General features: G+C 71.0%; 18 protein-coding genes. 12 read left to right on the forward strand and 6 right to left on the reverse strand.

The window, feature by feature from the left end; all coding sequences use genetic code 11:
- Positions 1–53 precede the first annotated feature (53 nt).
- Together OG878_RS31230 and OG878_RS31235 are read right to left on the reverse strand one after the other, a co-directional pair.
- The gene (locus tag OG878_RS31230; protein ID WP_328889872.1) at positions 54–2,318 is read right to left on the reverse strand and encodes an ATP-dependent RecD-like DNA helicase; all 2,265 of its coding nucleotides are present in this window, start codon (positions 2,316–2,318) and stop codon (positions 54–56) included.
- Positions 2,315–3,298, reverse strand: coding sequence for an aldo/keto reductase (locus OG878_RS31235; protein ID WP_328889873.1), 984 nt, complete (start codon positions 3,296–3,298; stop codon positions 2,315–2,317). The genes OG878_RS31230 and OG878_RS31235 overlap by 4 nt, the downstream gene beginning before the upstream one ends.
- 140 nt (positions 3,299–3,438) lie before the next feature.
- Here OG878_RS31235 and OG878_RS31240 point away from each other — a divergent pair, with 140 nt between their 5' ends.
- Entirely contained in the window at positions 3,439–4,488 is a 1,050-nt protein-coding gene (locus OG878_RS31240) for an LLM class F420-dependent oxidoreductase (protein WP_328889874.1), read from the forward strand.
- Between the two features lie 210 nt (positions 4,489–4,698).
- The gene (locus OG878_RS31245) at positions 4,699–5,487 is read left to right on the forward strand and encodes a ferritin-like domain-containing protein (RefSeq protein ID WP_328889875.1); all 789 of its coding nucleotides are present in this window, start codon (positions 4,699–4,701) and stop codon (positions 5,485–5,487) included.
- Between the two features lie 33 nt (positions 5,488–5,520).
- On the opposite strand, the gene corA is transcribed toward OG878_RS31245, so the two are convergent.
- Entirely contained in the window at positions 5,521–6,516 is a 996-nt protein-coding gene (gene corA, locus OG878_RS31250; RefSeq protein WP_328889876.1) for a magnesium/cobalt transporter CorA, read from the reverse strand.
- A gap of 60 nt (positions 6,517–6,576) precedes the next feature.
- Between corA and OG878_RS31255 the strand changes: the two genes are divergently transcribed.
- From OG878_RS31255 to OG878_RS31275, 5 genes are all read left to right on the forward strand, one after another.
- The gene (locus OG878_RS31255) at positions 6,577–7,275 is read left to right on the forward strand and encodes a histidine phosphatase family protein (protein WP_328889877.1); all 699 of its coding nucleotides are present in this window, start codon (positions 6,577–6,579) and stop codon (positions 7,273–7,275) included.
- 108 nt (positions 7,276–7,383) lie between these two features.
- Complete coding sequence (locus OG878_RS31260; RefSeq protein ID WP_328889878.1) at positions 7,384–7,974, forward strand: DUF3090 domain-containing protein; 591 nt, start codon at positions 7,384–7,386, stop codon at positions 7,972–7,974.
- Positions 7,938–8,783, forward strand: coding sequence for an SCO1664 family protein (locus OG878_RS31265; RefSeq protein WP_328889879.1), 846 nt, complete (start codon positions 7,938–7,940; stop codon positions 8,781–8,783). Before OG878_RS31260 ends, OG878_RS31265 begins: the two co-directional genes overlap by 37 nt.
- A gap of 313 nt (positions 8,784–9,096) precedes the next feature.
- Positions 9,097–10,326: a cysteine--1-D-myo-inosityl 2-amino-2-deoxy-alpha-D-glucopyranoside ligase gene (mshC, locus tag OG878_RS31270; RefSeq protein WP_328889880.1), complete on the forward strand. Its 1,230-nt coding sequence runs from the start codon at positions 9,097–9,099 to the stop codon at positions 10,324–10,326.
- A gap of 109 nt (positions 10,327–10,435) precedes the next feature.
- Positions 10,436–13,480, forward strand: a complete 3,045-nt coding sequence (locus tag OG878_RS31275; protein WP_328889881.1) for an NPCBM/NEW2 domain-containing protein — start codon at positions 10,436–10,438, stop codon at positions 13,478–13,480.
- Positions 13,481–13,545: 65 nt separating this feature from the next.
- On the opposite strand, the gene OG878_RS31280 is transcribed toward OG878_RS31275, so the two are convergent.
- On the reverse strand, positions 13,546–14,613 hold the full coding sequence (locus OG878_RS31280) for a PAC2 family protein (RefSeq protein WP_328889882.1): 1,068 nt from the start codon (positions 14,611–14,613) through the stop codon (positions 13,546–13,548).
- A 256-nt stretch (positions 14,614–14,869) separates the two neighbouring features.
- Here OG878_RS31280 and OG878_RS31285 point away from each other — a divergent pair, with 256 nt between their 5' ends.
- The 5 genes from OG878_RS31285 (at position 14,870) to OG878_RS31305 (ending at position 20,699) form a co-directional block, all read left to right on the forward strand.
- The gene (locus OG878_RS31285; protein ID WP_328889883.1) at positions 14,870–16,216 is read left to right on the forward strand and encodes an enolase C-terminal domain-like protein; all 1,347 of its coding nucleotides are present in this window, start codon (positions 14,870–14,872) and stop codon (positions 16,214–16,216) included.
- Positions 16,213–16,992: an SDR family NAD(P)-dependent oxidoreductase gene (locus OG878_RS31290; RefSeq protein ID WP_328889884.1), complete on the forward strand. Its 780-nt coding sequence runs from the start codon at positions 16,213–16,215 to the stop codon at positions 16,990–16,992. The genes OG878_RS31285 and OG878_RS31290 overlap by 4 nt, the downstream gene beginning before the upstream one ends.
- A gap of 88 nt (positions 16,993–17,080) precedes the next feature.
- Positions 17,081–18,121, forward strand: coding sequence for a sugar ABC transporter substrate-binding protein (locus OG878_RS31295; protein WP_328889885.1), 1,041 nt, complete (start codon positions 17,081–17,083; stop codon positions 18,119–18,121).
- 2 nt (positions 18,122–18,123) lie between these two features.
- Positions 18,124–19,650, forward strand: coding sequence for a sugar ABC transporter ATP-binding protein (locus OG878_RS31300; RefSeq protein WP_328889886.1), 1,527 nt, complete (start codon positions 18,124–18,126; stop codon positions 19,648–19,650).
- Complete coding sequence (locus OG878_RS31305) at positions 19,647–20,699, forward strand: ABC transporter permease (RefSeq protein ID WP_328889887.1); 1,053 nt, start codon at positions 19,647–19,649, stop codon at positions 20,697–20,699. The genes OG878_RS31300 and OG878_RS31305 overlap by 4 nt, the downstream gene beginning before the upstream one ends.
- Before the next feature lie 57 nt (positions 20,700–20,756).
- On the opposite strand, the gene OG878_RS31310 is transcribed toward OG878_RS31305, so the two are convergent.
- Together OG878_RS31310 and OG878_RS31315 are read right to left on the reverse strand one after the other, a co-directional pair.
- Positions 20,757–21,428: a FadR/GntR family transcriptional regulator gene (locus OG878_RS31310; RefSeq protein ID WP_328889888.1), complete on the reverse strand. Its 672-nt coding sequence runs from the start codon at positions 21,426–21,428 to the stop codon at positions 20,757–20,759.
- A gap of 312 nt (positions 21,429–21,740) precedes the next feature.
- Positions 21,741–23,351 (reverse strand): glycerol-3-phosphate dehydrogenase/oxidase, encoded by a 1,611-nt coding sequence (locus OG878_RS31315; RefSeq protein WP_328889889.1) that lies wholly within the window; start codon positions 23,349–23,351, stop codon positions 21,741–21,743.
- Positions 23,352–23,356: the final 5 nt, after the last annotated feature.

Consider the following 23,356-nt stretch of genomic DNA (forward strand, 5'->3'; position numbering starts at 1 on the left):
AGCCGGATCGAGGGGGCCGGCGCCCTGTGCCGGGCGCCGGCCCCCTCCGGCAGTCAGACGGCGGCCGGCGGCCATGCCTCCAGCAGGGCGCGCAGCCGGGTCGTGCGGTCCTGGGACGGAGACTGGGCCACCGCGTGCGGCAGCGCCTGGTCCACCCCGTGCACCACGGACAGATGCCGCTCCGCACGGCTGAACGCGGTGTACACCCACGCCCGGCTCAGCCCCTGCGCGGCGTCACCGGGCAGCACGACGACCACCGCGGGCCAGCGCATCCCGGCCGCCTGGTGGGCGCTGAGGGCCCAGCCGTGGCGTACGGACGACTCGACCCGCTCCTGGGGCACGACGACCGGCGTGCCCGCACAGTCCAGGTGCAGGCCCTCGGCGTCGGCCGAGACGACCACACCGGGGACGGTCCTGCCGGGCGTCGGGATGTGCACGGCCCGGTCGCCCGGGTCGAAGCCGCCGAACCGCCCGGGGCCGGGGTTCAGCCGCTGCTTGAGCGCCGCGTTGAGCGCCCGGGTGCCCGCCGGGCCGCCGTGTCCGACGGTGATCACCTGGGTGTCCGCCGGCGGTACGCCGATGGCGCGCGGGACCGAGTCGGCGACCAGCTGCACGGTGCGGTGCACCGCCTCGCCCGCGTCGTGCACGGGGACGATCACCACTTCCTTGCCGGGTGCCGCCACCTGGTTGAGCTCGCCGATCCCGATGCCGGAGACCAGCTCGCCGATGGGACCGGGATCCGGCGTGCGGGACACGACCTGCGGGCATGCCCGGGCGGCCAGCACATCCGCGAACACCCGGCCCGCGCCTGCCGACCCCAGCACCCCGGGATCGCCGCTCAGCACCAGCCGGGTGCCGTCGGCGAGGGACTCCACCAGGATCGCGGCCGTCTCGACGTCCAGCTGCGGGGCGTCCAGCACGACCAGCAGGTCGACGGCGATCGCCCCGTCCTCGTCCCGGCCGGGGCCCTCCGTGCCCGCCAGGACTCCGGCGAGTGTGACGGCCGCCGACGGGTCGTCGAGCGCCTCGGCCAGCCGCCGCCTGCCGTCCACGCTGTGGGTGGCGCCGAGGGCCCGCAGCCCCAGGGAGCGGGCAGCGGCGATCAGTGCGGCGGGCTCGGCCCTGGCCGCCTCGCCGCCGGTGTGCACGACGAGTCCACCGGCTGCCACCGTGCGGATCAGCTCGGCCGCCGACGGGGAACCGGCGGCCGCGGCCTGCTGCGACCAGTCGGCGTCCTTCTCAGCGGCGTTGACCAGCCGGGCCAGACCGTCGGCGAGACTCTCCTCGGCGAGCGCATACCGGTCGAGGCCGAGCAGCACCTGTGGGGGCTCCTGCCCGGTCACGGCGCCCGCCCCGGTCTGCTCACCGGACTCCGCCAGTCCTTCGGCGTCCTCGTCGTCCTGCTCGTCCGGACCTTCCTGGAAGACCAGCACGACACCCTCGGCGACGGCGTTCTGCACGGCTGCCTCGGGGTCGGTCACCGCACGCTCGGCGAGCGCGGCACGGACCGCGGAGGCGTCCAGCGCGGTGTGGCCCTGCAGCGCCGCGCGCTCCAGCAGCCAGCCGACCAGCGCCGCCGTCCGCCGTTCGTCGTCCGGACCGCAGGCGGCGCCCAGCAGCGCCCGGGCGAAGCCGTCGGCCTGCTCCGGCCGGACACCGGGGACGGCCAGCAGCTGCCACGGGTCCTCACGCAGCACATCGGCCGCCTGCGCGCCCAGCGATTCCGCCGCGGGGGCTGCCAGCGCCTCCGGGGCCCCGCCGTCGGCCAGGACGACCGCGACGTCGGCGACGGCCTCCGCGGAGGCGCCCTGCGGCACGCGGACCGGCTCGGGTGCGCGGGGGCGCACCGGCGCGGGAGCGGCAACCGCCCGGCGGGGGGCGGGCGCGGGCGAGTCGAAGAACGCCGTGCCGGACTTCTCGCCGCTCTCCACCGCCCGTACCGCCGCCAGCAGATCGGCGGCCTGTCCGCTCAGCTTGGTGCCCGCCGCGATGGGACCGTCCTTCTCGGCCTTGCGCTTCTCGATCTTCTCCCGCAGCTCACGCTGTGCAGCGAGTTCGGCCTCGGCCTCGGAGAGCGCGGCAGCGGACTCGCCGTCGGCCGCCTCGCCGGCGTCGGATGCGCCGGCCGCGTCCGCTCCGCCGGACTCCTCCGTCCCGTCCGGCTCCACGGCCTCGGCGGCCGTCGCCGCCCCGCTCACGTCGGCCGCCGCATCCTCTGCGGAAGGGCCGGGTGCGGCGGCGGCAGCAGGGTCCACGACGTCGGTGTCGTCGGTGGCGGCCGGGGGACCGGGGGTTTCCCCCCGGGGAAGCGCAGTCACAGCGTGCTCCAGTCCTGGTCGGGATAGCGGTGCACGGGCGCCGACACATCGTCGAGCGCCTGGCAGATCTCGTCAGGAAGACTAAGCGCCTCCACTGACAATGCCTCCGTGAGCTGCTGCGCGTTGCGCGCGCCGACGATCGGGGCCACCACCCCGGGCCGGTCCCGGACCCACGCGAGCGCCACCTGCAGGGCCGTCGTGGCCAGGCCGTCGGCCGCTGTCGCCACCGCGTCCACGATGCGGCTGGCCGGGTCGTCGAGATACGGCTCGACGAACGGGGCCAGCAGCTCCGAGGCGCCGCGCGAGTCCGCCGGGGTGCCCGTCCGGTACTTCCCGGTCAGCACTCCGCGGCCCAGCGGGGACGACGGCAGCAGCCCCATGCCCAGATCGAGGGCGGCCGGCAGCACCTCGCGCTCCACGCCCCGCTGCAGCAGCGAGTACTCCATCTGCGTACTGGCCAGCCGGGTGCGCACGCCGGACGAGGCGAGCTGCCACGTCGCGGCCTTCGCCAGCTGCCAGCCGCAGAAGTTGGACACCCCCGCGTACCGGGCGCGGCCGGTGGACACCGCCCAGTCCACCGCCTGAAGGGTCTCCTCCAGCGGAGTCACCGGGTCGAAGGCGTGGAGCTGCCACAGGTCCACATGATCCGTACCGAGACGGGCCAGCGAGGCGTCCAGCGCGTCCAGCAGATGCCCGCGCGAGCCGTCGAAGCGGCGGTACGGATCGGCCACGCTGCCCGCCTTCGTGGCGATCACCAGATCCTGCCGCGGCACCAGTCCCTCGACGAGCCGCCCCAGCAGATATTCGGCCTCACCACCGCCGTACACATCGGCCGTGTCGACCAGGGTGCCACCCGCCTCCCAGAAGACTTTCAGCTGTTCGGCGGCGTCGTGCTCATCGGTGTCCCGGCCCCAGGTGAGGGTGCCGAGCCCGATCCGGGACACGCGAAGGCCGGTGCGGCCGAGATGCCTCTGCTCCATGGGCGCTGAGATTACTGGCCATGGCCCCACTCGGCGGAGGCCTGTGGACAACCCGGCACGCGGCCGCCCCTGCCGGATCCCACGGACGCGCGCTAGAGTCCCCGGCACAGGGACGTTACTGATCAGTAAAGGGAGCGGCTATGCGGCTCGGCATCAATCTCGGTTACTGGGGCGCGGGAATGGACGGCGACAACCTCGCCGTCGCCCAGGAGGCCGACCGGCTCGGTTACGACGTCTGCTGGGCGGCCGAGGCGTACGGCTCCGACGCCCCGACCGTGCTGACCTGGGTCGCCGCCCAGACCGAGTCCATCGACGTCGGCTCGGCCATCATGCAGATCCCGGCCCGCCAGCCGGCCATGACGGCGATGACCGCCGCCACCCTGGACTCGCTCTCCGGCGGCCGGTTCCGCCTCGGCCTCGGCGTATCGGGGCCGCAGGTCTCCGAGGGCTGGTACGGCGTCAAGTTCGACAAGCCGCTGGCCCGCACCCGTGAGTACGTCGAGATCGTCCGCCGGGCGATGTCCCGCGAGCGGCTCTCGTACGAGGGCGAGCACTGGACGCTCCCCCTGCCGGACGGCCCGGGCAAGCCCATCAAGCTCACCGTCCACCCGCAGCGCGAGCACATCCCGCTCTACATCGCTGCGATCGGCCCGAAGAACCTGGAGCAGACCGGCGAGATCGCCGACGGCGCGCTGCTGATCTTCCCGTCCGCCGAACACCTCGAGGACACCGCCGTCAGGCACCTGCGGGCGGGCCGCGAGAAGGCCGGGAAGACCATGGAGGGCTTTGACGTCTGCCCGACGCTGCCGCTGGCCGTCGGTGACGACGTCAACGGTCTCGCCGACATGTTCCGCCCCTACACCGCGCTGTACGTGGGCGGCATGGGCAGCCGCAAGCAGAACTTCTACAACCAGCTCGCCCAGCGCATGGGGTACGAGAAGGAAGCCGCCGAGATCCAGGACAAGTACCTGTCCGGCGACAAGAGCGGTGCCGCGGTCGCCGTACCGCACCAGCTCATCGACCAGACCACCCTGCTCGGCCCGGTCGAGCGGATCGCCGAGCGGATGCAGGCGTACGCCGCCGCCGGTGTCACCACGCTGACCCTCGCCCCGGCCGGTTTCACGCTCGACGAGCGGCTGGCCGCCCTGCGCGCAGGTACGGACGCCCTGGAGCGGTCCGGCCTGGCGTAACCGTCTGCGCGGATCCACAAGGAGACAGCACTGCGGCCGTGGTGGGGGCTCGGGGGTCTTCCCCGCCACGGCCGTCTCCCAGCACAACGCGCCACGCCGCCATCGGTTACGCATCGCCCGTTCGGCCCTGTCGCGCGGGGCTCCTGTTGCCGACCTCCCCGTACCGCACTTGACTTTCCTTCCGCGGACACCGGTACGGAGGCACCAGCGATGCTCTCGGTAAAGACGCTGTTCCAGGAGATCCTCGACAACGACGAGTCGTTCCGGCTCTTCTGCTCCATCGCTGCCGGCGGCGAGTCCCAGGGAGGCTGGGAGAACGGCCGGATCGCAGCCCTCGCCCCCGTGAGCCAGCGTGCCCTGGTCCCCAAGATCGCCAGACACGGCGCCGACGAGGACAAGCACGGCCGGATCTTCAACGCTCTGCTGAGGAAGCGCGGGCTGCGGCCGGCCGACGTGCCGCACGAGACCAACTACACGATGCTCCTGGAGCGGTACGGCATCGGCCTCGCGCACGAGCAGCTGAACGGCGACGAACCGCTCACCGAGCAGGACATCATCACGTATCTCGCGCACAGCCGTGTCACCGAGCAGCGTGCCTCCGAGCAGATGGCCATGCTCCGCAAGCACTTTGCCCACCACCCCGACCTGGGCCGCGCGGTGAAGCTGATCTCCAACGACGAGGACAACCACCTCGCGTACTGCCACGAGGAGTTGCTCCGCCTCGCCCGGTCCGGACACGGCCGCTCGATCCAGCGCATCCTGCGGGAGTGCGCGCTCACCGAGATCCGGGTGTACCGCGATGTCAGCCTCGCCGTGATGGGCCACATGGGACGCATCCTGGGCTGGTCCCGGGCCAGGGCGGCGGTGCTGGCCGCCGGGATCCATGGCGTGTACGCGTACGAACGCCTCGTCGGCTGGCGGCGCATGGTCAGCCTGGCACCGCCCGAGCGGCGCGATGCGCTGGGCGGCCCGCCGGTGCCGGCCCCCGAGTACGCCTGAGCGCTGCCGCGGACGCCGGGTCCGCTGCCCCCGTCAGAGCCAGCCGCGGCGCTTGAACCCGCGGTGCAGACCGACGACCGCACAGATCATCAGCACGATGACCGCCGGGTAGGTCCACACCCAGTGCAGCTCGGGCATGTGGTCGAAGTTCATGCCGTAGATCCCCGCCACCATGGTCGGAACGGCTGCCATGGCAGCCCAGGCCGAGATCTTCCGCATGTCGTCGTTCTGCCGCAGCCCCGTCTGCGCCAGATGCGCGGAAAGGATGTCCGAGAGCAGCCGGTCCAGACCCTCCACATGCTCGTTGGCGCGCGTCAGATGGTCGTTCACGTCCCGGAAGAACGGCTGCGAGTGCTCGTCGACGAACGGCACGGTGGCGCCCGCCAGTCGGATCATGGGCGCGCTCAGCGGGCCGGTGGCCCGGCGGAACTCGAGCACCTGCCGCTTAAAGGTGTAGATGCGCGAGGCGGTGTTCTTGGTGTCCACGGAGGCGCTCGGTGCGAACACCTCGGCCTCCAGCTCCTCCAGGTCGACCTGGAGCTCGGCGGCCACATCGATGTAGTGGTCGACGACGGCGTCGCTGACCGCGTACAGCACCGCGGTCGGCCCGTGCCTGAGCACCTCCGGTTCGGCCTCCAGCCGACGGCGTACCTGGGCGAGCGGCGCACCCTCCCCGTGCCGGACCGTCACGACGAAGGAATCACCTATGAAGATCATCAGCTCGTCGGTGGTCACCGTGTCGCTCTCGGGCTCGTACACCACCGGTTTGATGACTGCGAAGAGCGAGTCGTCGTAGACCTCCAGCTTGGGCCGCTGGTGTGCGCACAGCGCGTCCTCGACAGCCAGCCGGTGCAGCCCGAACTCGCTGCTGACCAGGTCGAACTCCTTCTGCGTGGGCTCGTGCAGCCCGATCCAGAGAAACGCGTCCCCGGTGGCCCGTGCCTGGTCGAGGGCATCGGAGAAGTCGGCGGGTCCGTCGGTACGACGCCCGTCCCGGTAGATGGCACAGTCCACGATCACGGCGCGCATTCTTCCTTGCTCCGGTCCCTGACGCATCTCCTGGGGGACGTCGGGCCTACGCTGGCTCGTATGCCCACCCTGATCCTCGTACGGCACGGACGCTCCACGGCCAACACGGCCGGGGTGCTCGCGGGCCGTACCCCCGGAGTCTCCCTCGACGAGCGCGGCGTCGCCCAGGCCGCCGCACTGCCCGGGCGACTCGCCTCACTGCCGCTCGCCGCCGCCGTCAGCAGCCCCCTGCAGCGTTGCCGGGAGACCCTGCAGCCGCTGCTCGACGCCCGGCCGGGGCTGCCGCTGCACACCGAGGAGCGGATCAGCGAATGCGACTACGGCGACTGGGCGGGGCGCAAACTGGCGGAACTCACCGACGAGCCGCTGATGGCCGTCGTGCAGCAGCACCCCTCGGCCGCGGCCTTCCCCGGCGGTGAGTCGATGCGCGCCATGCAGGCGCGGGCGGTCGACGCCGTGCGGGACTGGAACGCCCGGATCGAGGCCGAGCACGGCGAAGGGGCCGTGTACGTGATGTGCTCGCACGGCGACATCATCAAGTCCCTCGTGGCCGACGCGCTCGGGATGCATCTCGACCTCTTCCAGCGGATCCAGGCCGAACCCTGCTCGGTCACCGCGATCCGCTACACCCGGCTGCGGCCCTTCCTGCTGCGGCTGGGCGACACCGGCGACTTCGCCTCGCTGGAGCCGCGTGAGCAGAGCGCCGGCGCCGATGCGGATACGGATGCGGCGGTCGGCGGCGGCGCTGGGGCGCCGTGATCAGTTCGCGCAGTAGGGTGGACGCGCCGTAGGCGCCTCTCCGGGGACCCCCTCCCCCCGGACACCGGCCGCCGCCTCATCGCCGTCAATACTCAAGGGAGACAGGACGTGTCCCGTCAGGTGTTCCTCTACGACCCCCCGGACCGTTTCGTGGCCGGTACGGTCGGGCTGCCTGGACGTCGTACGTTCTTCCTGCAGGCCTCCTCAGGCGGACGTGTCACCAGCGTGGCCCTGGAGAAGACCCAGGTGGCCGCGCTCGCCGAGCGGATCGACGAACTCCTCGACGAGGTGGTGCGGCGCACCGGCGGGAACTCGCCGGTGCCCGCCGTGGCGCCGATGGATGTCACCGACACCGCGCCCCTCGACGTGCCCGTCGAGGAGGAGTTCCGGGTCGGCACGATGGCGCTCGCCTGGGACGGCGAGGAACAGCGCATGATCGTCGAGGCGCAGGCCCTGGTCGAGCTGGACGTGGACTCCGACGACGATCTCGCGGCGGCCGAGGAACGCATGCTGCAGGACGAGGAGAACGGTCCGCCGATGCTCCGGGTCCGGCTCAGCGGGGCGCAGGCCCGCGCGTTCGCCAAGCGCGCCCTGGACGTCGTCAACGCCGGGCGCCCGCCGTGCCCGCTGTGCAGCCTGCCGCTCGACCCGGAAGGACACGTATGCCCGCGCCAGAACGGATATCGCCGGGGGGCCTGACGCACCCCGAGCTGATCACCCTGCTCACCAAGGGCCGGCTCACCGTGCGCGGTCGGATCCGCGGTGCGTCCAACGCGGTGCTCTACTGCACGGTCGCGTACGAGGGCGAGGAGCGCACCTGCGTGTACAAGCCCATCGCCGGGGAACAGCCGCTGTGGGACTTCCCCGACGGCACGCTCGCCCAGCGGGAGGTGGCCGCGTACGAGATCTCGGAGGTGACGGGATGGGGGCTGGTGCCGCCGACCGTACTGCGGGACGGGCCGTACGGGGAGGGAATGTGCCAGCTGTGGATCGACGGGCCGCCCGAGGAATCGGCCGACGGTGAGCCTGCGCTGCTGGCGCTCGTCGAGGACGAGGAGCCGGCGGAGGGGTGGAAGGCCGTTGCTCTCGCCGAGGTGGGCGAGGGGAGGACGGCCCTGCTGGTGCACGCGGACGATCCCCGGCTGCGGAGGCTCGCGGTGCTCGACGCGGTGATCAACAACGGTGACCGCAAGGGCGGGCATCTGCTGCCCGCGCCGGGCGGCCGTCTGTACGGCATCGACCACGGTGTGACGTTCAACGCGGACGACAAGCTGCGGACGCTGCTGTGGGGCTGGGCCGGCGAGCCGTTGACGGCCGAGGCCGTCGAGGTGCTGGGCCGGCTGGCGGCCGAGCTGATGCCGGGGACGGCGCTGGTCACCCGGTTGGCGGAGCTGATCACTCCGGAGGAGATCGAGGCGCTGCGGGGGAGGGTGGAGGGCTTGCGGTCGGCGGGGCGGCATCCGGAACCGAGCGGGGGGTGGCCGTCCATACCGTGGCCGCCGGTGTGAGGGGATGAGGTTCCCCTGACCGCCCCTTTCCCTGACCGGGCCCGGTCAGGGGCCCCGCTGCCCCTCCGCGGCCTCCCGGACCGCCTTCCAGGGGCTCCGCCCCTGGGGTGGCCGGATCGAGTCCGTCCGGCGATCGAGGCCGTCCTTCGGCCCGCCGGGCGTTCGACGGCCTCTTTGAGGGGCCCAGGGACCGTGCCCCGGGCCGGAATCGGGAGGGGCGGGGAGAGATCGTCCCGCACGCGCAAGACCGTCTCTCCGGCCAGGATCCCCCTCCGGTTCGTATCCGGAAGCATCGTCCGGTTACGCTCATGACATGCATGCCTGGCCCGCTTCTGAGGTCCCCGCCCTGCCTGGCAAGGGCCGCGACCTTCGGATCCACGACACCGCGACCGGCGGACGGATCACCCTTGACCCCGGTCCCGTCGCCCGCATCTACGTCTGCGGCATCACGCCGTACGACGCGACCCACATGGGTCATGCGGCGACCTACAACGCGTTCGACCTCGTTCAGCGCGTGTGGCTCGACACCAAGCGGCAGGTTCACTATGTCCAGAACGTGACCGACGTGGACGATCCGCTGCTGGAGCGGGCCGTGCGCGACGGGCAGGACTGGACCGAGCTCGCCGAACGCGAGACGGCCCTCTTCCGTGAGGACATGACCGCCCTGCGCATGCTCCCGCCGAAGCACTACATCGGAGCGGTGGAGGCGATACCCGGCATCGTCCCGCTCGTCGAACGGCTCCGGGACGCCGGTGCCGCCTATGAGCTCGACGGCGATGTGTACTTCTCCGTCGAGGCCGACCCGCACTTCGGCGAGGTGTCCAACCTGGACGCCGAAGCGATGCGACTGCTCTCCGCTGAGCGCGGTGGCGACCCCGAGCGCCCGGGGAAGAAGAACCCGCTCGACCCGATGCTGTGGATGGCCGCCCGCGAGGGCGAGCCGAGCTGGGACGGGGCCTCGCTCGGCCGCGGCCGGCCCGGCTGGCACATCGAGTGCGTGGCCATCGCCCTCGACCACCTCGGCATGGGCTTCGACGTCCAGGGGGGCGGGTCCGACCTCGCCTTCCCGCACCACGAGATGGGTGCCTCGCACGCCCAGGTGCTGACCGGCGAGCACCCCTTCGCCCAGGCGTACGTGCATGCCGGCATGGTCGCCCTGGACGGCGAGAAGATGTCCAAGTCCCGGGGCAACCTGGTCTTCGTATCGGCGCTGCGCCGCGACGGTGTCGACCCGGCCGCGATCCGGCTGGCCCTGCTCTCGCACCACTACCGGTCGGACTGGGAGTGGACCGATCAGGTGCTCGCCGACGCCGTCGAGCGGCTCGGGCGGTGGCGTTCCGCCGTCTCCCGGCCCGACGGGCTCTCCGCCGACGCGCTGGTCGAGGAGGTCCGCGAGGCCCTCGCCGACGACCTGGACGCACCGGCGGCCCTGGCCGCCGTGGACCGCTGGGCCGAGCGCCAGATCGCCGAGGGCGGTACGGACGAGGGTGCACCGGGTCTCGTCTCGCGCACCGTCGACGCGCTGCTGGGCGTCGCGCTGTAAGAACCTGCTCACTTCTGCCTGTTGACCGGCCCTGGACTTCGTCATGAAGTTCAGGGCCGGTCCCGTTTTGTCCATGGTCAAATGCTTGGTCATGCGCTAAAAGCTCTCTATGCAATCATCAACGCGCATCAGAGTGGCGGCAGTTGCAGCTCTGCTGGGACTGGTCGCCGTGTTCGCGGGACCCGGCAGCGCCCAGGCCGAAACCGCCGCGCCCGAGGCCACGACGGTCGGTGATCTGAGCGGATTCTCCGCGGACGGGTCCGTCTACCACCTCACGGCCGGTTCCGCCGAGGCCCGGGTCAGCTTCGTCTCTGACGAGACCTTCCGTATCGAACTCGCCCCGGACGGCACGTTCTCCGACCCGACCGGCGACGACATAGTCCTGCCGCAGGGCGCCCCGCCGCGCACCCGGTGGAAGGAGAGGAGCGACCGTTACGAACTGTCGACGGACCGCGTCACGCTGCGCGCCTACAAGTCGCCGCTGCGCTTCGAGCTCCACCGGGCCGACGGCAGCCTCGTCTGGTCCGAGGCCAAGGGGCTGAGCTGGGACGGGGAGCGGACCACCCAGACCCTGGCCCGCGGCGCCGACGAGCAGTTCTACGGCGCCGGGATGCAGAACGGGCGCGGCAACACCTCGCACCGCGACAAGACCGTCGAGGTCGGCGTCGACTACGACTGGGACGACGGGGGCCACCCCAACTCCGTGCCGTTCTACCTCTCCTCGGCCGGATACGGCGTCTTCCGCAACACGTACGCACCCAACACCTATGCGTTCACCGACCCGGTGACCACCAGTGCACAGGAACAGCGCTTCGACGCCTACTACTTCGCGGGCGATGCCAAGGACGTCATCGGGCAGTACACGAAGCTCACCGGCAAGCCCTTCCTGCCCCCCGTGTACGGGATGGAGATCGGCGACGCGGACTGCTACCTGCACAACGCCAACCGCGGCGAACGCCGCACCCTGGACGCGCTGAAGACCGCCGACGGTTACGTCGAGAACGACATGCCGAACGGCTGGATGCTCGTCAACGACGGCTACGGCTGCGGTTACGAGGATCTCGCCGAGGCCGCCAAGGGCCTCCAGGACCGTGGCATGCAGCTCGGGCTGTGGACCGAGGACGGCATCGACAAGATCGCCGACCAGGTGAAGGCCGGTCAGCGGGTCGCCAAGCTCGATGTCGCCTGGGTCGGCTCGGGCTACAAGTTCGCCCTCGACGGCTGCAAGGACGCCTACCAGGGCATCGAGGACAACAGCGACGCCCGTGGCTTCACGTACGCCCCCGAGAGCTGGTCCGGCGCACAGCGCTGCGGCGTCCAGTGGTCCGGCGACCAGTACGGCACCTGGGACTACATCCGCTGGCAGATCCCGACCTACGCGGGCGCCACGATGTCCGGACTCGCCTACACCACCGGTGACGTCGACGGCATCTTCGGCGGCAGCGCCAAGACGTACACCCGTGATCTCCAGTGGAAGATGTTCCTGGGCACCACGATGACCATGGACGGCTGGGCGGCCAGCGACAAGCAGCCCTACCGGTACGGCGAGCCCTACACCTCCATCAACCGCGACTACCTCAAGCTCAAGGAGTCGCTGCTGCCCTACCAGTACTCGTACGCACACCAGGCGACCGAGACCGGCGTCGGCATGGTCCGCCCGCTCGTCCTCGAATACCCGGACGACCCCAGAGCGGCGACGGACGCGGCGAAGTACGAGTTCATGTCCGGTGAGGACTTCCTTGTCGCGCCCGTCTACCAGGACAGCACCCGGCGCGACGGGATCTATCTGCCGAAGGGCACCTGGATCGACTACTGGAGCGGCCGCACGTACGAGGGGCCGACCACCGTCGACCACTACAGCGCTCCGCTCGACACCCTGCCGCTGTTCGTGAAGGCCGGCGCCAGTGTGCCGATGTGGCCGGGCATCCGCTCGTACCAGGACCGCACCGCGGACTCCCCGCTGGCCTGGGACATCTACCCGCAGGGCCGCTCGTCCTTCACGCTGTACGAGGACGACGGCGTCACCCGTCGGCACCGCGACGGGCAGTACGCCACCCAGCGGGCCGACGTCGAGGCGCCGGTCCGGGGACCGGGCGACATCACCGTGGACATCGGTGAGAGCAAGGGGAACTTCGCCGGCAAGCAGAGCATGCGCCCCTACGAGTTCACGGTGCACACCGGATCGGCTCCGAGTGCCGTCAAGCTGACCGGCAAGCTGCCCCGGCTGAGCTCGGCGGCCGCGTACAAGGCCGCGAAGCAGGGCTGGTGGTACGACCAGGACGACCGGGGCGGTGTGGTGAAGATCAAGACCGCGTCGCTCAGCACCGGCAAGAAGTTCAGGCTGAGGCTGGAGAACACCAGTGCCGTCGGCGGGAAGAAGGCGTCCGCCACGGCCGTCGTCTCCGCGCCGGACGGGCAGGAGGCCGGGGCGGGAGTCACGGGCACCGTCGCCGTCGACGTCACCGCGGGCAGCGAGGATGTGACGGACGCCGCGGTCACCCTGGACGTTCCCGAGGGCTGGCAGGTCACCCCGGCCGCGGCCGTGGACCGGATCCCGGCGGGCACCACCCGGCGGGTCGTGGTGGCGGTCACCCCGGCGAAGGACGCCGCAGCGGGGGAGGCCCGGATCACTGCGGTCGCCCGCTACCGGGCGGCGGGTGAGACCCGCACCACCGTCCAGCGGTTCGCAGCCGCGGTGATGCCCCAGCCGCCGACGGCGGACGCCTGGGCGAGCGATCTGGTGTGGCTGACGTCCGTCAACGGCTACGGGCCGGCCCAACGCGACCGCAGCAACGGTGAGTCGGGCGCGGCCGACGGGCACACCCTCACCCTCGCCGGGAAGACCTACGAGAAGGGGATCGGGGTCCACGCCGACTCCGACATCGAGGTCTACCTCGGCGGGCGCTGCACCAGGTTCACCGCGGATGCGGGGATCGACGACGAGATCAACGGCTACGGCGAAGTGGCGTTCTCCGTCGAGGCGGACGGCAAGGTGCTGTGGACGTCGCCGAAGGTGACCGGGGCGTCGGCGACCGTGCCGGTCGAAGTGGACGTCGCGGGTGCGCGCCATGTGCACCTGAAGGTCACCGACACCAATGGTTCCAAGACCGGTGACCACGGGGACTGGGCCGCGGCGCGCTTCAGCTGCTCCTGACAGCGCAGTGCCGGGCGGGTTCTGCCCGCCCGGCACTCCTGCGGCCGTGTCCACCGACCGTACGGTCAGTCCTCCGACGAATCCTCGGGGCCGGTGTCCTCCTCGGAGGACTGCTCTCCGGCGGGCCCCTGGCCGGCTGATCCCCTGCCGGTGGCCCCCTGGTCGGTCCCGGGCGGTGGCCCCGCCTCCGGCTTCGGCGGCTTCGGCGGCCTGGTGCGGCCGCTCGACGTGTCGCGCAGATACGACCCGTCGCCGCTCTCCGTCGCATGGCCTCCCGGCCCCTGGCCGGGCGCGATGTCCCGGCGCCGCAGATACCGCTCGAACTCCCGGGCGATGGCCTCGCCCGATGCCTCCGGAAGCTCCGCGGTGTCCCGGGCCTCCTCCAGCGTCTGCACGTACTCGGCCACTTCGCTGTCCTCGGCGGCCAGTTGGTCGACCCCGAGCTGCCAGGCCCGCGCGTCCTCGGGCAGTTCGCCCAGCGGGATGCGCACCCCGATCAGGTCCTCCAGGCGGTTCAGCAGCGCCATGGTCGCCTTCGGGTTGGGTGGTTGCGACACATAGTGCGGCACCGCGGCCCACAGGCTCACCGCGGGCACACCCGCGTGCGTGCAGGCCTCCTGGAGGATGCCGACGATGCCCGTCGGCCCCTCGTACCGGGTCTCCTCCAGGTCCATGGTCCGCGCCAGATCCGGATCGGAGGTGACTCCGCTGACCGGCACCGGGCGGGTGTGCGGGGTGTCGCCGAGCAGCGCGCCCAGCACCACCACCATCTCCACACCCAGCTCATGGGCGAAGCCCAGGAGCTCGTTGCAGAACGAGCGCCAGCGCATCGACGGCTCGATACCGCGGACCAGGACGAGATCACGGGGCTTGTCCCCGCCGATGCGGACCACGGAGAGCCGGGTGGTGGGCCAGGTGATCTTGCGCACCCCGCCGTCCAGCCAGACCGTCGGGCGGTTGACCTGGAAGTCGTAGTAGTCCTCGGCGTCGAGCGCCGCGAACACCTCGCCCTTCCATTCCCGGTCCAGGTGTGCGACCGCCGAGGAGGCGGCGTCACCTGCGTCGTTCCACCCCTCGAACGCGGCCACCATGACCGGGTCGATCAGCTCGGGTACCCCCTCGAGCTCGATCACCCAGGCCTCCTTCCGAAGTTCCCTTGCGTACGCACCAACCTTAAGGCTTCCGGCCTCTCGGGCCGCAGTCCCTGTGCACGGCCGGGTGAACCTGGCCTCAAGAGGTGCATCACCGGCCCAACCGGGGCAGAGGTTCCTGGATTCATCCGAGCTGTGACGGGGAGATTTCGTCCCGACCCTGGACTTTGAGGCTCTCGCACCGCTATACATCGGATGACCGAAACAGAGGTCCGATGTTATTCCCCTGGGGGTGCACATGAGTCAGACCGTCACGGACTTCGAGGTCCACGACATCCGCTTTCCGACCTCGGAGCAACTGGACGGCTCGGACGCCATGAACCCCGATCCCGACTACTCCGCCGCCTATGTCGTGCTGCGTACCGGCACCCCGGAGGGCCCGGACCGTTCCGGAGCCGCCACCGAGGGCCATGGCTTCTGCTTCACCATCGGACGCGGCAACGAGGTCATGGCAGCCGCCATCGAGGCGCTGCGCCCGTACGTGATCGGGCGCCCGGCGCCCCGTACCGCGGCCGACCTCGGGGAGCTGCACCGCGAACTCACCCATGACTCGCAACTGCGCTGGCTCGGCCCCGAGAAGGGCGTGATGCACATGGCGGCCGGCGCCGTCGTCAACGCCGCCTGGGACCTGGCCGCCAAACAGGCGGGCAGGCCCGTCTGGCAGTTCCTCGCCGAGATGACACCGCAGGAACTCGTCTCCCTCGTCGACTTCCGCTACCTCACCGACGTCCTCACCCCCGGCGAAGCACTCGACATCCTGCGGGCCGCCGAACCGGGCCGCGCCGAGCGCGCCGCACGGCTGCGTGCCGAGGGCTATCCCGCGTACACCACCTCGCCCGGCTGGCTCGGCTACTCCGACGACAAGCTGGTCCGACTGGCGAAGGAGGCAGTCGCCGACGGCTTCACCCAGATCAAGCTGAAGGTCGGCGGAGACCTCGGTGACGACGTCCGCAGGCTCGCCCTGGCCCGCGAGGCCGTCGGGCCCGAGGTCCGGATCGCCGTCGACGCCAACCAGCGCTGGGACGTCGCCGACGCGGTGGAGTGGATGACCGCGCTCGCACCTTACGACCCGCACTGGATCGAGGAGCCGACCAGCCCCGACGACATCCTCGGCCACGCCGCCGTACGGGCCGGCCAGCCGGTCAAGGTCGCCACCGGTGAACACGTCGCCAACCGCGTCGTGTTCAAGCAGATGCTCCAGGCCGGCGCCGTCGACTTCGTCCAGATCGACGCCGCGCGCGTCGCCGGCGTCAACGAGAACCTGGCGATCCTGCTGCTCGCCGCCAAGTTCGGCGTGCCGGTCTGCCCGCACGCGGGCGGCGTCGGACTGTGCGAGCTGGTGCAGCACCTGTCGATGTTCGACTACGTCGCCGTCTCCGGCAGCTGGGAGAACCGCGTGATCGAGTACGTCGACCATCTGCACGAACACTTCGCCGACCCCACCGTGATCGAAAGAGGGCGCTATGTCGCCCCCCGTTCGCCGGGCTTCTCCGCCCGGATGCTCCCCGCGTCGATCGCCGCACACCATTACCCGGAGGGCCCCGTATGGCAGGCCCGCCGCACACCCGAGGAGGCCGGCCGATGAGCGGTACAAGGGACTTCGAAGGGATGTCCGCCCTGGTGACGGGTGGCGCATCGGGCATCGGGGCCGCCGTCGCGACCCTGCTGCTGGAGCGCGGCGCACGCGTCGCCGTGCTCGACCGGGAGACGGCAGGCGCCCCCGAGGGCACGCTCGCCCTCAAGGCGGACGTCACCGACGACGGCGCCGTGCGGGACGCGGTCGACCGGGCCGCCGCCGAACTCGGCGGTCTGCACACCCTGGTCTCCAACGCGGGCATCGGTTCCATCGGCACCGTCGAGGACAACTCCGACGACGAGTGGACCCGTGTCCTCGACATCAACGTCCTCGGCATGGTCCGCACCGCCCGGCACGCCCTGCCCCATCTGCGGCGCGCGGCGGCCGACCGGCCCGGCGCCGTCTCCATCACCCAGACCTGTTCCATCGCCGCGACCGCCGGACTGCCGCAGCGCGCGCTGTACAGCGCCAGCAAGGGCGCGGTCCTGTCGCTGACCCTCGCCATGGCCGCCGACCACGTCCGCGAGGGCGTCCGCGTCAACTGCGTCAACCCCGGCACCGCGGACACCCCGTGGATCGGCCGGCTCCTCGGCCAGGCCGACGATCCGGTCGCCGAACGCGCCGCCCTCAACGCCCGCCAGCCGCTGGGACGGCTGGTGTCGGCCGACGAGGTGGCCGCCGCGATCGTCTACCTCGCGAGCCCCGCCGCCGCCTCCGTCACGGGCACGGCACTTGCCGTCGACGGCGGCATGCAGGGGCTGCGGCTGCGGCCCGCCGCCGACTGACCCCGCTCCACCAGCTCCTGAGCCGCACCATGCACCAGTCTTTGCCGACCGACCACCGAGTCAGTACTCCACAAAGGACGGGACACCAATGAGAGTGCGTACGACGAGTGCGGCCGCCTGCGCCGTACTGCTGGCTGTGACGGCCCTCGCGGGCTGCAACCGGGAGTCCACCGACGACGGCGCGGGCGCCGGGAAGGTCGGCATCGACCTGCCGCGCAGCGACAGCGACTTCTGGAACTCCTACCAGAGCTACATCGAGAGCGGAGTGAAGGCCGGCGAGGTCAAGGCGCTGCCGCTGACCAACTCCCAGAACGACATAGGCAAGCTGGTCGCCAACGTCCAGACCTTCACCGACCAGGGTGCCAAGGCCATCGTGATGGCCCCGCAGGACACCGGCGCCATCGCCGAGTCGCTGAACACGCTGAACGACAAGAAGATCCCCGTCGTCAGCGTCGACACCCGCCCCGACGAGGGCAACGTCTACATGGTGGTCCGGGCCGACAACAAGGCGTACGGCACCAACGCCTGCAAGTACCTCGGCGAACAGCTGAAGGGCAAGGGCAAGGTCGTCGAATTCCAGGGCGACCTCTCCTCGATCAACGGCCGCGACCGGTCCGAGGCGTTCAAGTCCTGCATGGACAAGGACTACCCGGACATCGAGGTCTTCGAGCTGGCCACCGACTGGAAGGGCGACGTCGCATCCGCCAAGCTCCAGTCGACGCTCGCCGCGCACCCCGACATCAACGGCATCTACATGCAGGCCGGCGGTGTCTTCCTGCAGCCGACGCTCGCGCTGCTGGAGCAGAAGAAGCTGCTGAAGCCGGCCGGCACGGCGGGTCACATCACGATCATCTCGAACGACGGCATCCCGGAGGAGTTCGACGCCATCAGGGCGGGCAAGATCGACGCGACGATCTCCCAGCCCGCCGACCTGTACGCGAAGTACGCGCTGTACTACGCCAAGGCGGCGCTGGACGGGAAGACCTTCAAGGAAGGCCCGACCGACCACGACTCCACCATCATCAAGATCCCGAACGGGTTCGAGGACCAGCTCCCCGCGCCCCTGGTGACCAAGGACAACGTCGACGACCCGAAGCTGTGGGCCAACCAGCTGGAGAAGAAGAACTAGCCATGAGCGACCAGGCACCACCACCTGCCGTAGAGGCGGAAGGCGTCGTCAAGCGCTTCGGGCCCACCGTGGCGCTCGACGGTGTGCGGCTCACCGTGCGGCCCGGCGAGTCCCATGCGCTCGTCGGACGCAACGGCGCGGGCAAGTCGACCCTGGTCAGCGTCCTGACGGGACTCCACAAGGCGGATGCGGGGACGGTCCGCTTCGGCGGTGAGCCCGCACCCGCCTTCGGGGACACCGCTGCCTGGCAGTCGAAGGTCGCCTGCGTCTACCAGAAATCCATGGTCGTCCCCGAGCTGACCGTCGCCGAGAACCTCTTCCTCGGCCGGCTGGACGAGGGCGCACGGTGGATCAGCTGGGGCAGGCTCCGCAGGCGCGCGGAGCAGCTCCTCGCCGAGTACGGGGTACAGGTCGACCCCCGTACCCGGGCCAGGGATCTCGCCGTCGAGCAGCGGCAGTTCGTCGAGATCGCCCGGGCGCTGTCCTTCGGCGCCCGGCTGATCATCCTCGACGAACCGACCGCCCAGCTCGACGCCCGTGGCATCGGGCGGCTCTTCGACAAGCTGAGGGAACTGCAGAGCGAGGGAGTGGCGTTCCTGTTCATCTCCCACCATCTGCAGGAGGTGTACGAACTGTGCACCGCGGTGACCGTCTACCGAGACGCCCGCCATGTCCTGACCGCTCCGGTCGCCGAGCTCGGCAAGACCGAACTGGTCGCGGCGATGACCGGCGAGCAGGGCGCCGCATCCGCCGCCTGGCACGCGGGCGGCGGTACGGCTGCGGCACGGGTCGAGTCGGCGGAGCCCGTACTGCGCGCCGAAGGGCTCACCCTGGAGGGCCAGTTCGAACCGCTTGACCTCGAGGTCCGCCCCGGCGAGGTGCTCGGCCTCGCAGGATCCGCGGCCAGTGGCAACACCGCGCTCGGCGAGACGCTCGCCGGGATGCGCAGGGCCGGTGGTGGCACGGTCCGTGTACAGGGAAGAGCCGTGCGGCCGGGGAGCGTGCCGCACGCGCTGGACGCCGGAATCGGCTACATCCCCGAGGACCGGCACGACCAGGGACTCGTCCTGGGGCGCAGCGTCGCCGAGAACGCCACGCTCACGGTCACGGACCAGCTCGGGCCGTGGGGGACCGTACTGCCCTCCCGGACCCGGGAGTTCGCACAGTCGATGATCGAGTCGCTGGACATCAAGACACAGGGACCCGAACAGCCCGTCGCCGGGCTGTCGGGCGGCAACCAGCAGAAGGTGGTGGTGGCCCGGGCGCTGGCCCGCAGGCCGAGCGTGCTGGTCGCGGTCCGGCCCACCGCGGGTGTCGACGTCAAGTCCAAGGACTCGCTGCTCGGAGTCGTGCGGCGGGTCGCCGACGAGGGCAACGCCGCCGTGGTCGTCTCGGACGAGCTGGACGATCTGCGGGTCTGCGACCGGGTGCTCGTCCTGTTCCACGGGCGTGTGGTGGCAACGTACGCAAGCGGGTGGGCCGACGGGGAACTCGTCGCCGCCATGGAAGGTGTGGGGGAAAGGGAATGACCGGCACGATACGGCCGTCGGCGGCCGACGACATCGACGGCGGGCTCAAGGGCGGGCTCGGCGGCGACAGCCCGCTGAGCCGGCTCAGGCTGATCCGGTGGAGCGACTTCTCGCTGGTGCCGGTGATTCTGGTGCTGATGGTGATCGGGTTCATCGTCTCGCCGGTGTTCCTCACCTCCGACAACCTGATAGGTGTCGTCCAGCAGTCCTCCGAACTCAGCCTGCTGGTCCTCGGCCAGGCACTCATCCTCATCTGCGGACGGATGGACCTGTCGCTGGAGTCGACGATCGGCATCGCGCCGGTCGTCGCGATGTGGCTGGTCCTGCCCACCGAGGGCGGCCGATTCGCCGGACTCGGCCTGCTGCCCACGTGGTCGGCGATCCCGCTCTGTCTGCTGGTGGGCCTCGCGATCGGCGCGATCAACGGCTTTCTGATGCTGAAGCTGCGGGTCAACGGATTCATCGCCACGCTCGGCATGCTCACCATGCTGCGCGGACTCCACATCGGCATCACCGAGGGCAAGTCCATCACCGACGTCCCGGAGTCGTTCCGCTACCTCGGCAAGAGTCAGTGGCTCGGCGCACCGGCCGCGGTCTGGATCTGCCTGGTGCTCTTCGCGATCGGCGGCGCGGCGCTGGCCTGGCTGCGCCACGGACGCTCGCTGTACGCGATCGGCGGCAATCCGGAAGCGGCGCGGGCCGCGGGCATCCGGGTCGACCGGATCACCTGGATCGTGCTCGCCGTCGGCAGCCTGCTGGCGGCCTTCGCGGGCATTCTCTACACCGGCCACTACGGGGCCGTCGCCGCGACGCAGGGCAACGGCTGGATCTTCCAGGTGTTCGCCGCGGCGGTCATCGGCGGCATCAGCCTCAAGGGCGGGCGAGGCACGCTGTTCGGCGCGCTGACCGGCGTACTGACGCTGCAACTGGTGGTCAATGTGATGACCCTGGGCGGCGTCCCGGCCCTGTGGAACCAGTTCCTCAACGGCGCGATCATCATCGTCGCGCTGGTCATCTCGCGCTTCGCGAGCGGTGAGAAGCAGGACTGATCCGGGTTCCGTACGGGCCGGTGCGCGGGGTTCTGCGCGCACCGGCCCGTATCCGTGTCAGAGCGTCGACCGCAGCCACTGCTCCACGCTCGCCACATGCACTGTCGCCCAGGACCGCGCAGCCTCCGTGTCCCGGTCCCGCAGGGCCGAGACGATCGCCCGGTGTTCCTGCAGCGTGCGGCTGACCGCGTCCTCCTGCGTCAGCCCGCGCCAGACGCGGGCCCGTGTCGTCGGGCCGGAGAGACCGTCGAGCAGTGAGCAGAGCACCGAGTTCCCGGACGACTGCACGATGCCGCGGTGGAATTCGAGGTCGCTGGCGACCAGCTCCTCCACCGAGGGCTGCGCGCCCAGCGCGTCCAGCTGTTCGCTCAGCGCATCCAGTTGTGCCTCGCTGATCCGGGTCGCGGCCATCGCCGTCGCCGCCGGCTCCAGGATCCGGCGGACCGCCAGGAACTCCAGCACCGTGTCGTCGCGGTGGAAGTCCACCACGAAGCTCAGCGCCTCCAGCAGCAACTGCGGGTCGAGACTGGTGACGTACGTGCCGTCGCCCTGGCGGACGTCGAGAATGCGGATCAGCGACAGGGCGCGGACCGCCTCGCGCAGTGAGTTGCGGGACAGCCCGAGCTCCGCCGCGAGTTCGCTCTCCTTGGGCAGGCGGTCGCCGGGCCGTAGCGCACCCGAGACGATCATTCCTTTGATCTTCTCGATCGCCTCGTCGGTGACAGCCATGACGGTCCTCCTGGATTCGGGCAGCATCGGACCCCGGAACAAGACATCCGATGTCTCTCATCATTATGGGGTCCGAAACAGGTGGATGAACCGGGTCTGCGGCAGGACGTGACGGATCGCTCAGTCGCGGAGCGCCGGTCCGCCACGCGCCGGGCCGTGCCGGACGCGCGGCGGACCGGCGTACGGTCGCTGCGCCGTCGCCGCCCCTTCGGCGCGGGCAGGAACTCGCCCTCCCGGCCGTCAGGGAGGACATGCGGGGGCGGGGGCGGCTCCCCCCGTGGAAGCCACCCCCGCCCGCGCACGCCGTGTGTCTCAGCCCCTGTCGGCCAGCAGGTCCTCGACCCTGCCCCGGATCTCGTCCGTGGCCAGGCCGCGGATCGTCAGCGTCGTCCGGCGGCGCAGCACGTCGTCGGCCGTCTCCGCCCACTCGTGGTCGCGCGCGTAGGCGACCTGAGCCCAGATCTCCGGCGCGTCCGGGTGGATGCGCTCGGCCAGCGCCGGGTTCTCGTTCGCCAGCCGCGCGATGTCGAAGGAGAGCGAGCCGTAGTGGGTGGCGAGGTGCCGTGCGGTGTCGGCGGACATCCGCGGTCCGGGTGTTCCGCCGTCGATCAGCAGCCGGTGCGCGACCGCGTTCGGGTTGGCGATACCGGGCAGCGGGAGCTTCTTCGGCAGATGCGCCATCGGCTCCATGTCGTCGGCCAGCGGGTGCCCGGGAAGCGCGGCCAGCTTGTTCATCACCGTGCGGCCGATGTGGCGGAACGTCGTCCACTTGCCGCCCGCGACCGAGAGCATCCCGCCGCGGCCCTCCGTCACGACCGTCTCGCGCTTGGCCTTGGAGGTGTCGCCGGGACCGCCCGGCAGCACCCGCAGACCCGCGAAGGAGTACGTGATCAGATCGCGCGACAGCTGCTGGTCCCTGATCGAGAACGCCGCCTCGTCCAGGATCTGCGCGATGTCCTTCTCGTTGACCGCGACGTCCGCCGGATCGCCCTCGTACTCCTCGTCCGTCGTACCGAGCAGCAGCATGTCCTCCCACGGCAGGGCGAACGTGATGCGGTACTTGTCGATCGGGGTGGCCAGCGCGGCCTTCCAGGGGCGGGTGCGCTTCAGGACGAGGTGCGCGCCCTTGGACAGACGTATCGAAGGCGCCGCGTTCGGGTCCTCCATCTTCCGCAGGTGGTCGACCCACGGTCCGGTGGCGTTCAGCACGAGCCGGGCGGTGACGCCGAACTCCGTGCCGTCCGTGCGGTCCTCCAGCTCGGCACCCGTCACCCGGCCCCTGGTGAACCGCAGCCCGGTCACCGCGGCGTGGTTGAGGACGACCGCGCCCGCGTCGACGGCCGCGCGAACCGTCATCAGCGCCATCCGGGCGTCGTTCATCTGGTCGTCGCCGTAGACCGCGACGGCCTTCAGATCGTTCGTGCGCAACTCCGGCACATCGCGCTGCGCCTTCGCCGGGCTGATCACATGGCCGACGCCGTCACCGAACGCGGACAGCGCCGAGTACGCGAACACACCCGCACCCAGCTTGGCCGCGCCGTGCGGCCCGCCCTTGTAGACGGGCAGGTAGAAGGTGAGCGGGTTGGCCAGGTGCGGGGCCACCTGACGGGACACCGCACGCCGCTCGAAATGGTTCTCCGCGACCAGCTTCACCGCGCCGGTCTGCAGGTAGCGCAGGCCGCCGTGGAGCAGCTTGGAGGAGGCGGAGGAGGTGGCGCCGGCGAAGTCGCCGGCGTCCACCAGGGCCACCCGCAGCCCGGACTGCGCGGCGTGCCAGGCGGTCGAGATGCCCAGGATGCCGCCACCGATCACCAGGAGGTCGTACGTCGCCTTGGAGAGCTGCTCCCGGGTCTCGGCGCGGCTCGGAAGGGAGCCGTGGGCCGGGTGCGTCCCGAGTGCGGGGACGCTCTGCAGGGTGGTCATGTCGA

It is taken from the genome of Streptomyces sp. NBC_00316 (genome assembly GCF_036158715.1).
Taxonomy (GTDB): domain Bacteria; phylum Actinomycetota; class Actinomycetes; order Streptomycetales; family Streptomycetaceae; genus Streptomyces.

Excerpts from the sequence above, each read along its gene's own strand:
- OG878_RS31235 (WP_328889873.1), bottom strand. The coding sequence starts at position 3,298 with ATGGAGCAGAGGCATCTCGGCCGCACCGGCCTTCGCGTGTCCCGGATC.
- OG878_RS31240 (WP_328889874.1), top strand. The coding sequence starts at position 3,439 with ATGCGGCTCGGCATCAATCTCGGTTACTGGGGCGCGGGAATGGACGGC.
- OG878_RS31245 (WP_328889875.1), top strand. The coding sequence starts at position 4,699 with ATGCTCTCGGTAAAGACGCTGTTCCAGGAGATCCTCGACAACGACGAG.
- corA (WP_328889876.1), bottom strand. The coding sequence starts at position 6,516 with ATGCGCGCCGTGATCGTGGACTGTGCCATCTACCGGGACGGGCGTCGT.
- OG878_RS31255 (WP_328889877.1), top strand. The coding sequence starts at position 6,577 with ATGCCCACCCTGATCCTCGTACGGCACGGACGCTCCACGGCCAACACG.
- OG878_RS31265 (WP_328889879.1), top strand. The coding sequence starts at position 7,938 with ATGCCCGCGCCAGAACGGATATCGCCGGGGGGCCTGACGCACCCCGAG.
- mshC (WP_328889880.1), top strand. The coding sequence starts at position 9,097 with ATGCATGCCTGGCCCGCTTCTGAGGTCCCCGCCCTGCCTGGCAAGGGC.
- OG878_RS31275 (WP_328889881.1), top strand. The coding sequence starts at position 10,436 with ATGCAATCATCAACGCGCATCAGAGTGGCGGCAGTTGCAGCTCTGCTG.
- OG878_RS31285 (WP_328889883.1), top strand. The coding sequence starts at position 14,870 with ATGAGTCAGACCGTCACGGACTTCGAGGTCCACGACATCCGCTTTCCG.
- OG878_RS31290 (WP_328889884.1), top strand. The coding sequence starts at position 16,213 with ATGAGCGGTACAAGGGACTTCGAAGGGATGTCCGCCCTGGTGACGGGT.
- OG878_RS31295 (WP_328889885.1), top strand. The coding sequence starts at position 17,081 with ATGAGAGTGCGTACGACGAGTGCGGCCGCCTGCGCCGTACTGCTGGCT.
- OG878_RS31300 (WP_328889886.1), top strand. The coding sequence starts at position 18,124 with ATGAGCGACCAGGCACCACCACCTGCCGTAGAGGCGGAAGGCGTCGTC.
- OG878_RS31305 (WP_328889887.1), top strand. The coding sequence starts at position 19,647 with ATGACCGGCACGATACGGCCGTCGGCGGCCGACGACATCGACGGCGGG.
- OG878_RS31310 (WP_328889888.1), bottom strand. The coding sequence starts at position 21,428 with ATGGCTGTCACCGACGAGGCGATCGAGAAGATCAAAGGAATGATCGTC.
- OG878_RS31315 (WP_328889889.1), bottom strand. The coding sequence starts at position 23,351 with ATGACCACCCTGCAGAGCGTCCCCGCACTCGGGACGCACCCGGCCCAC.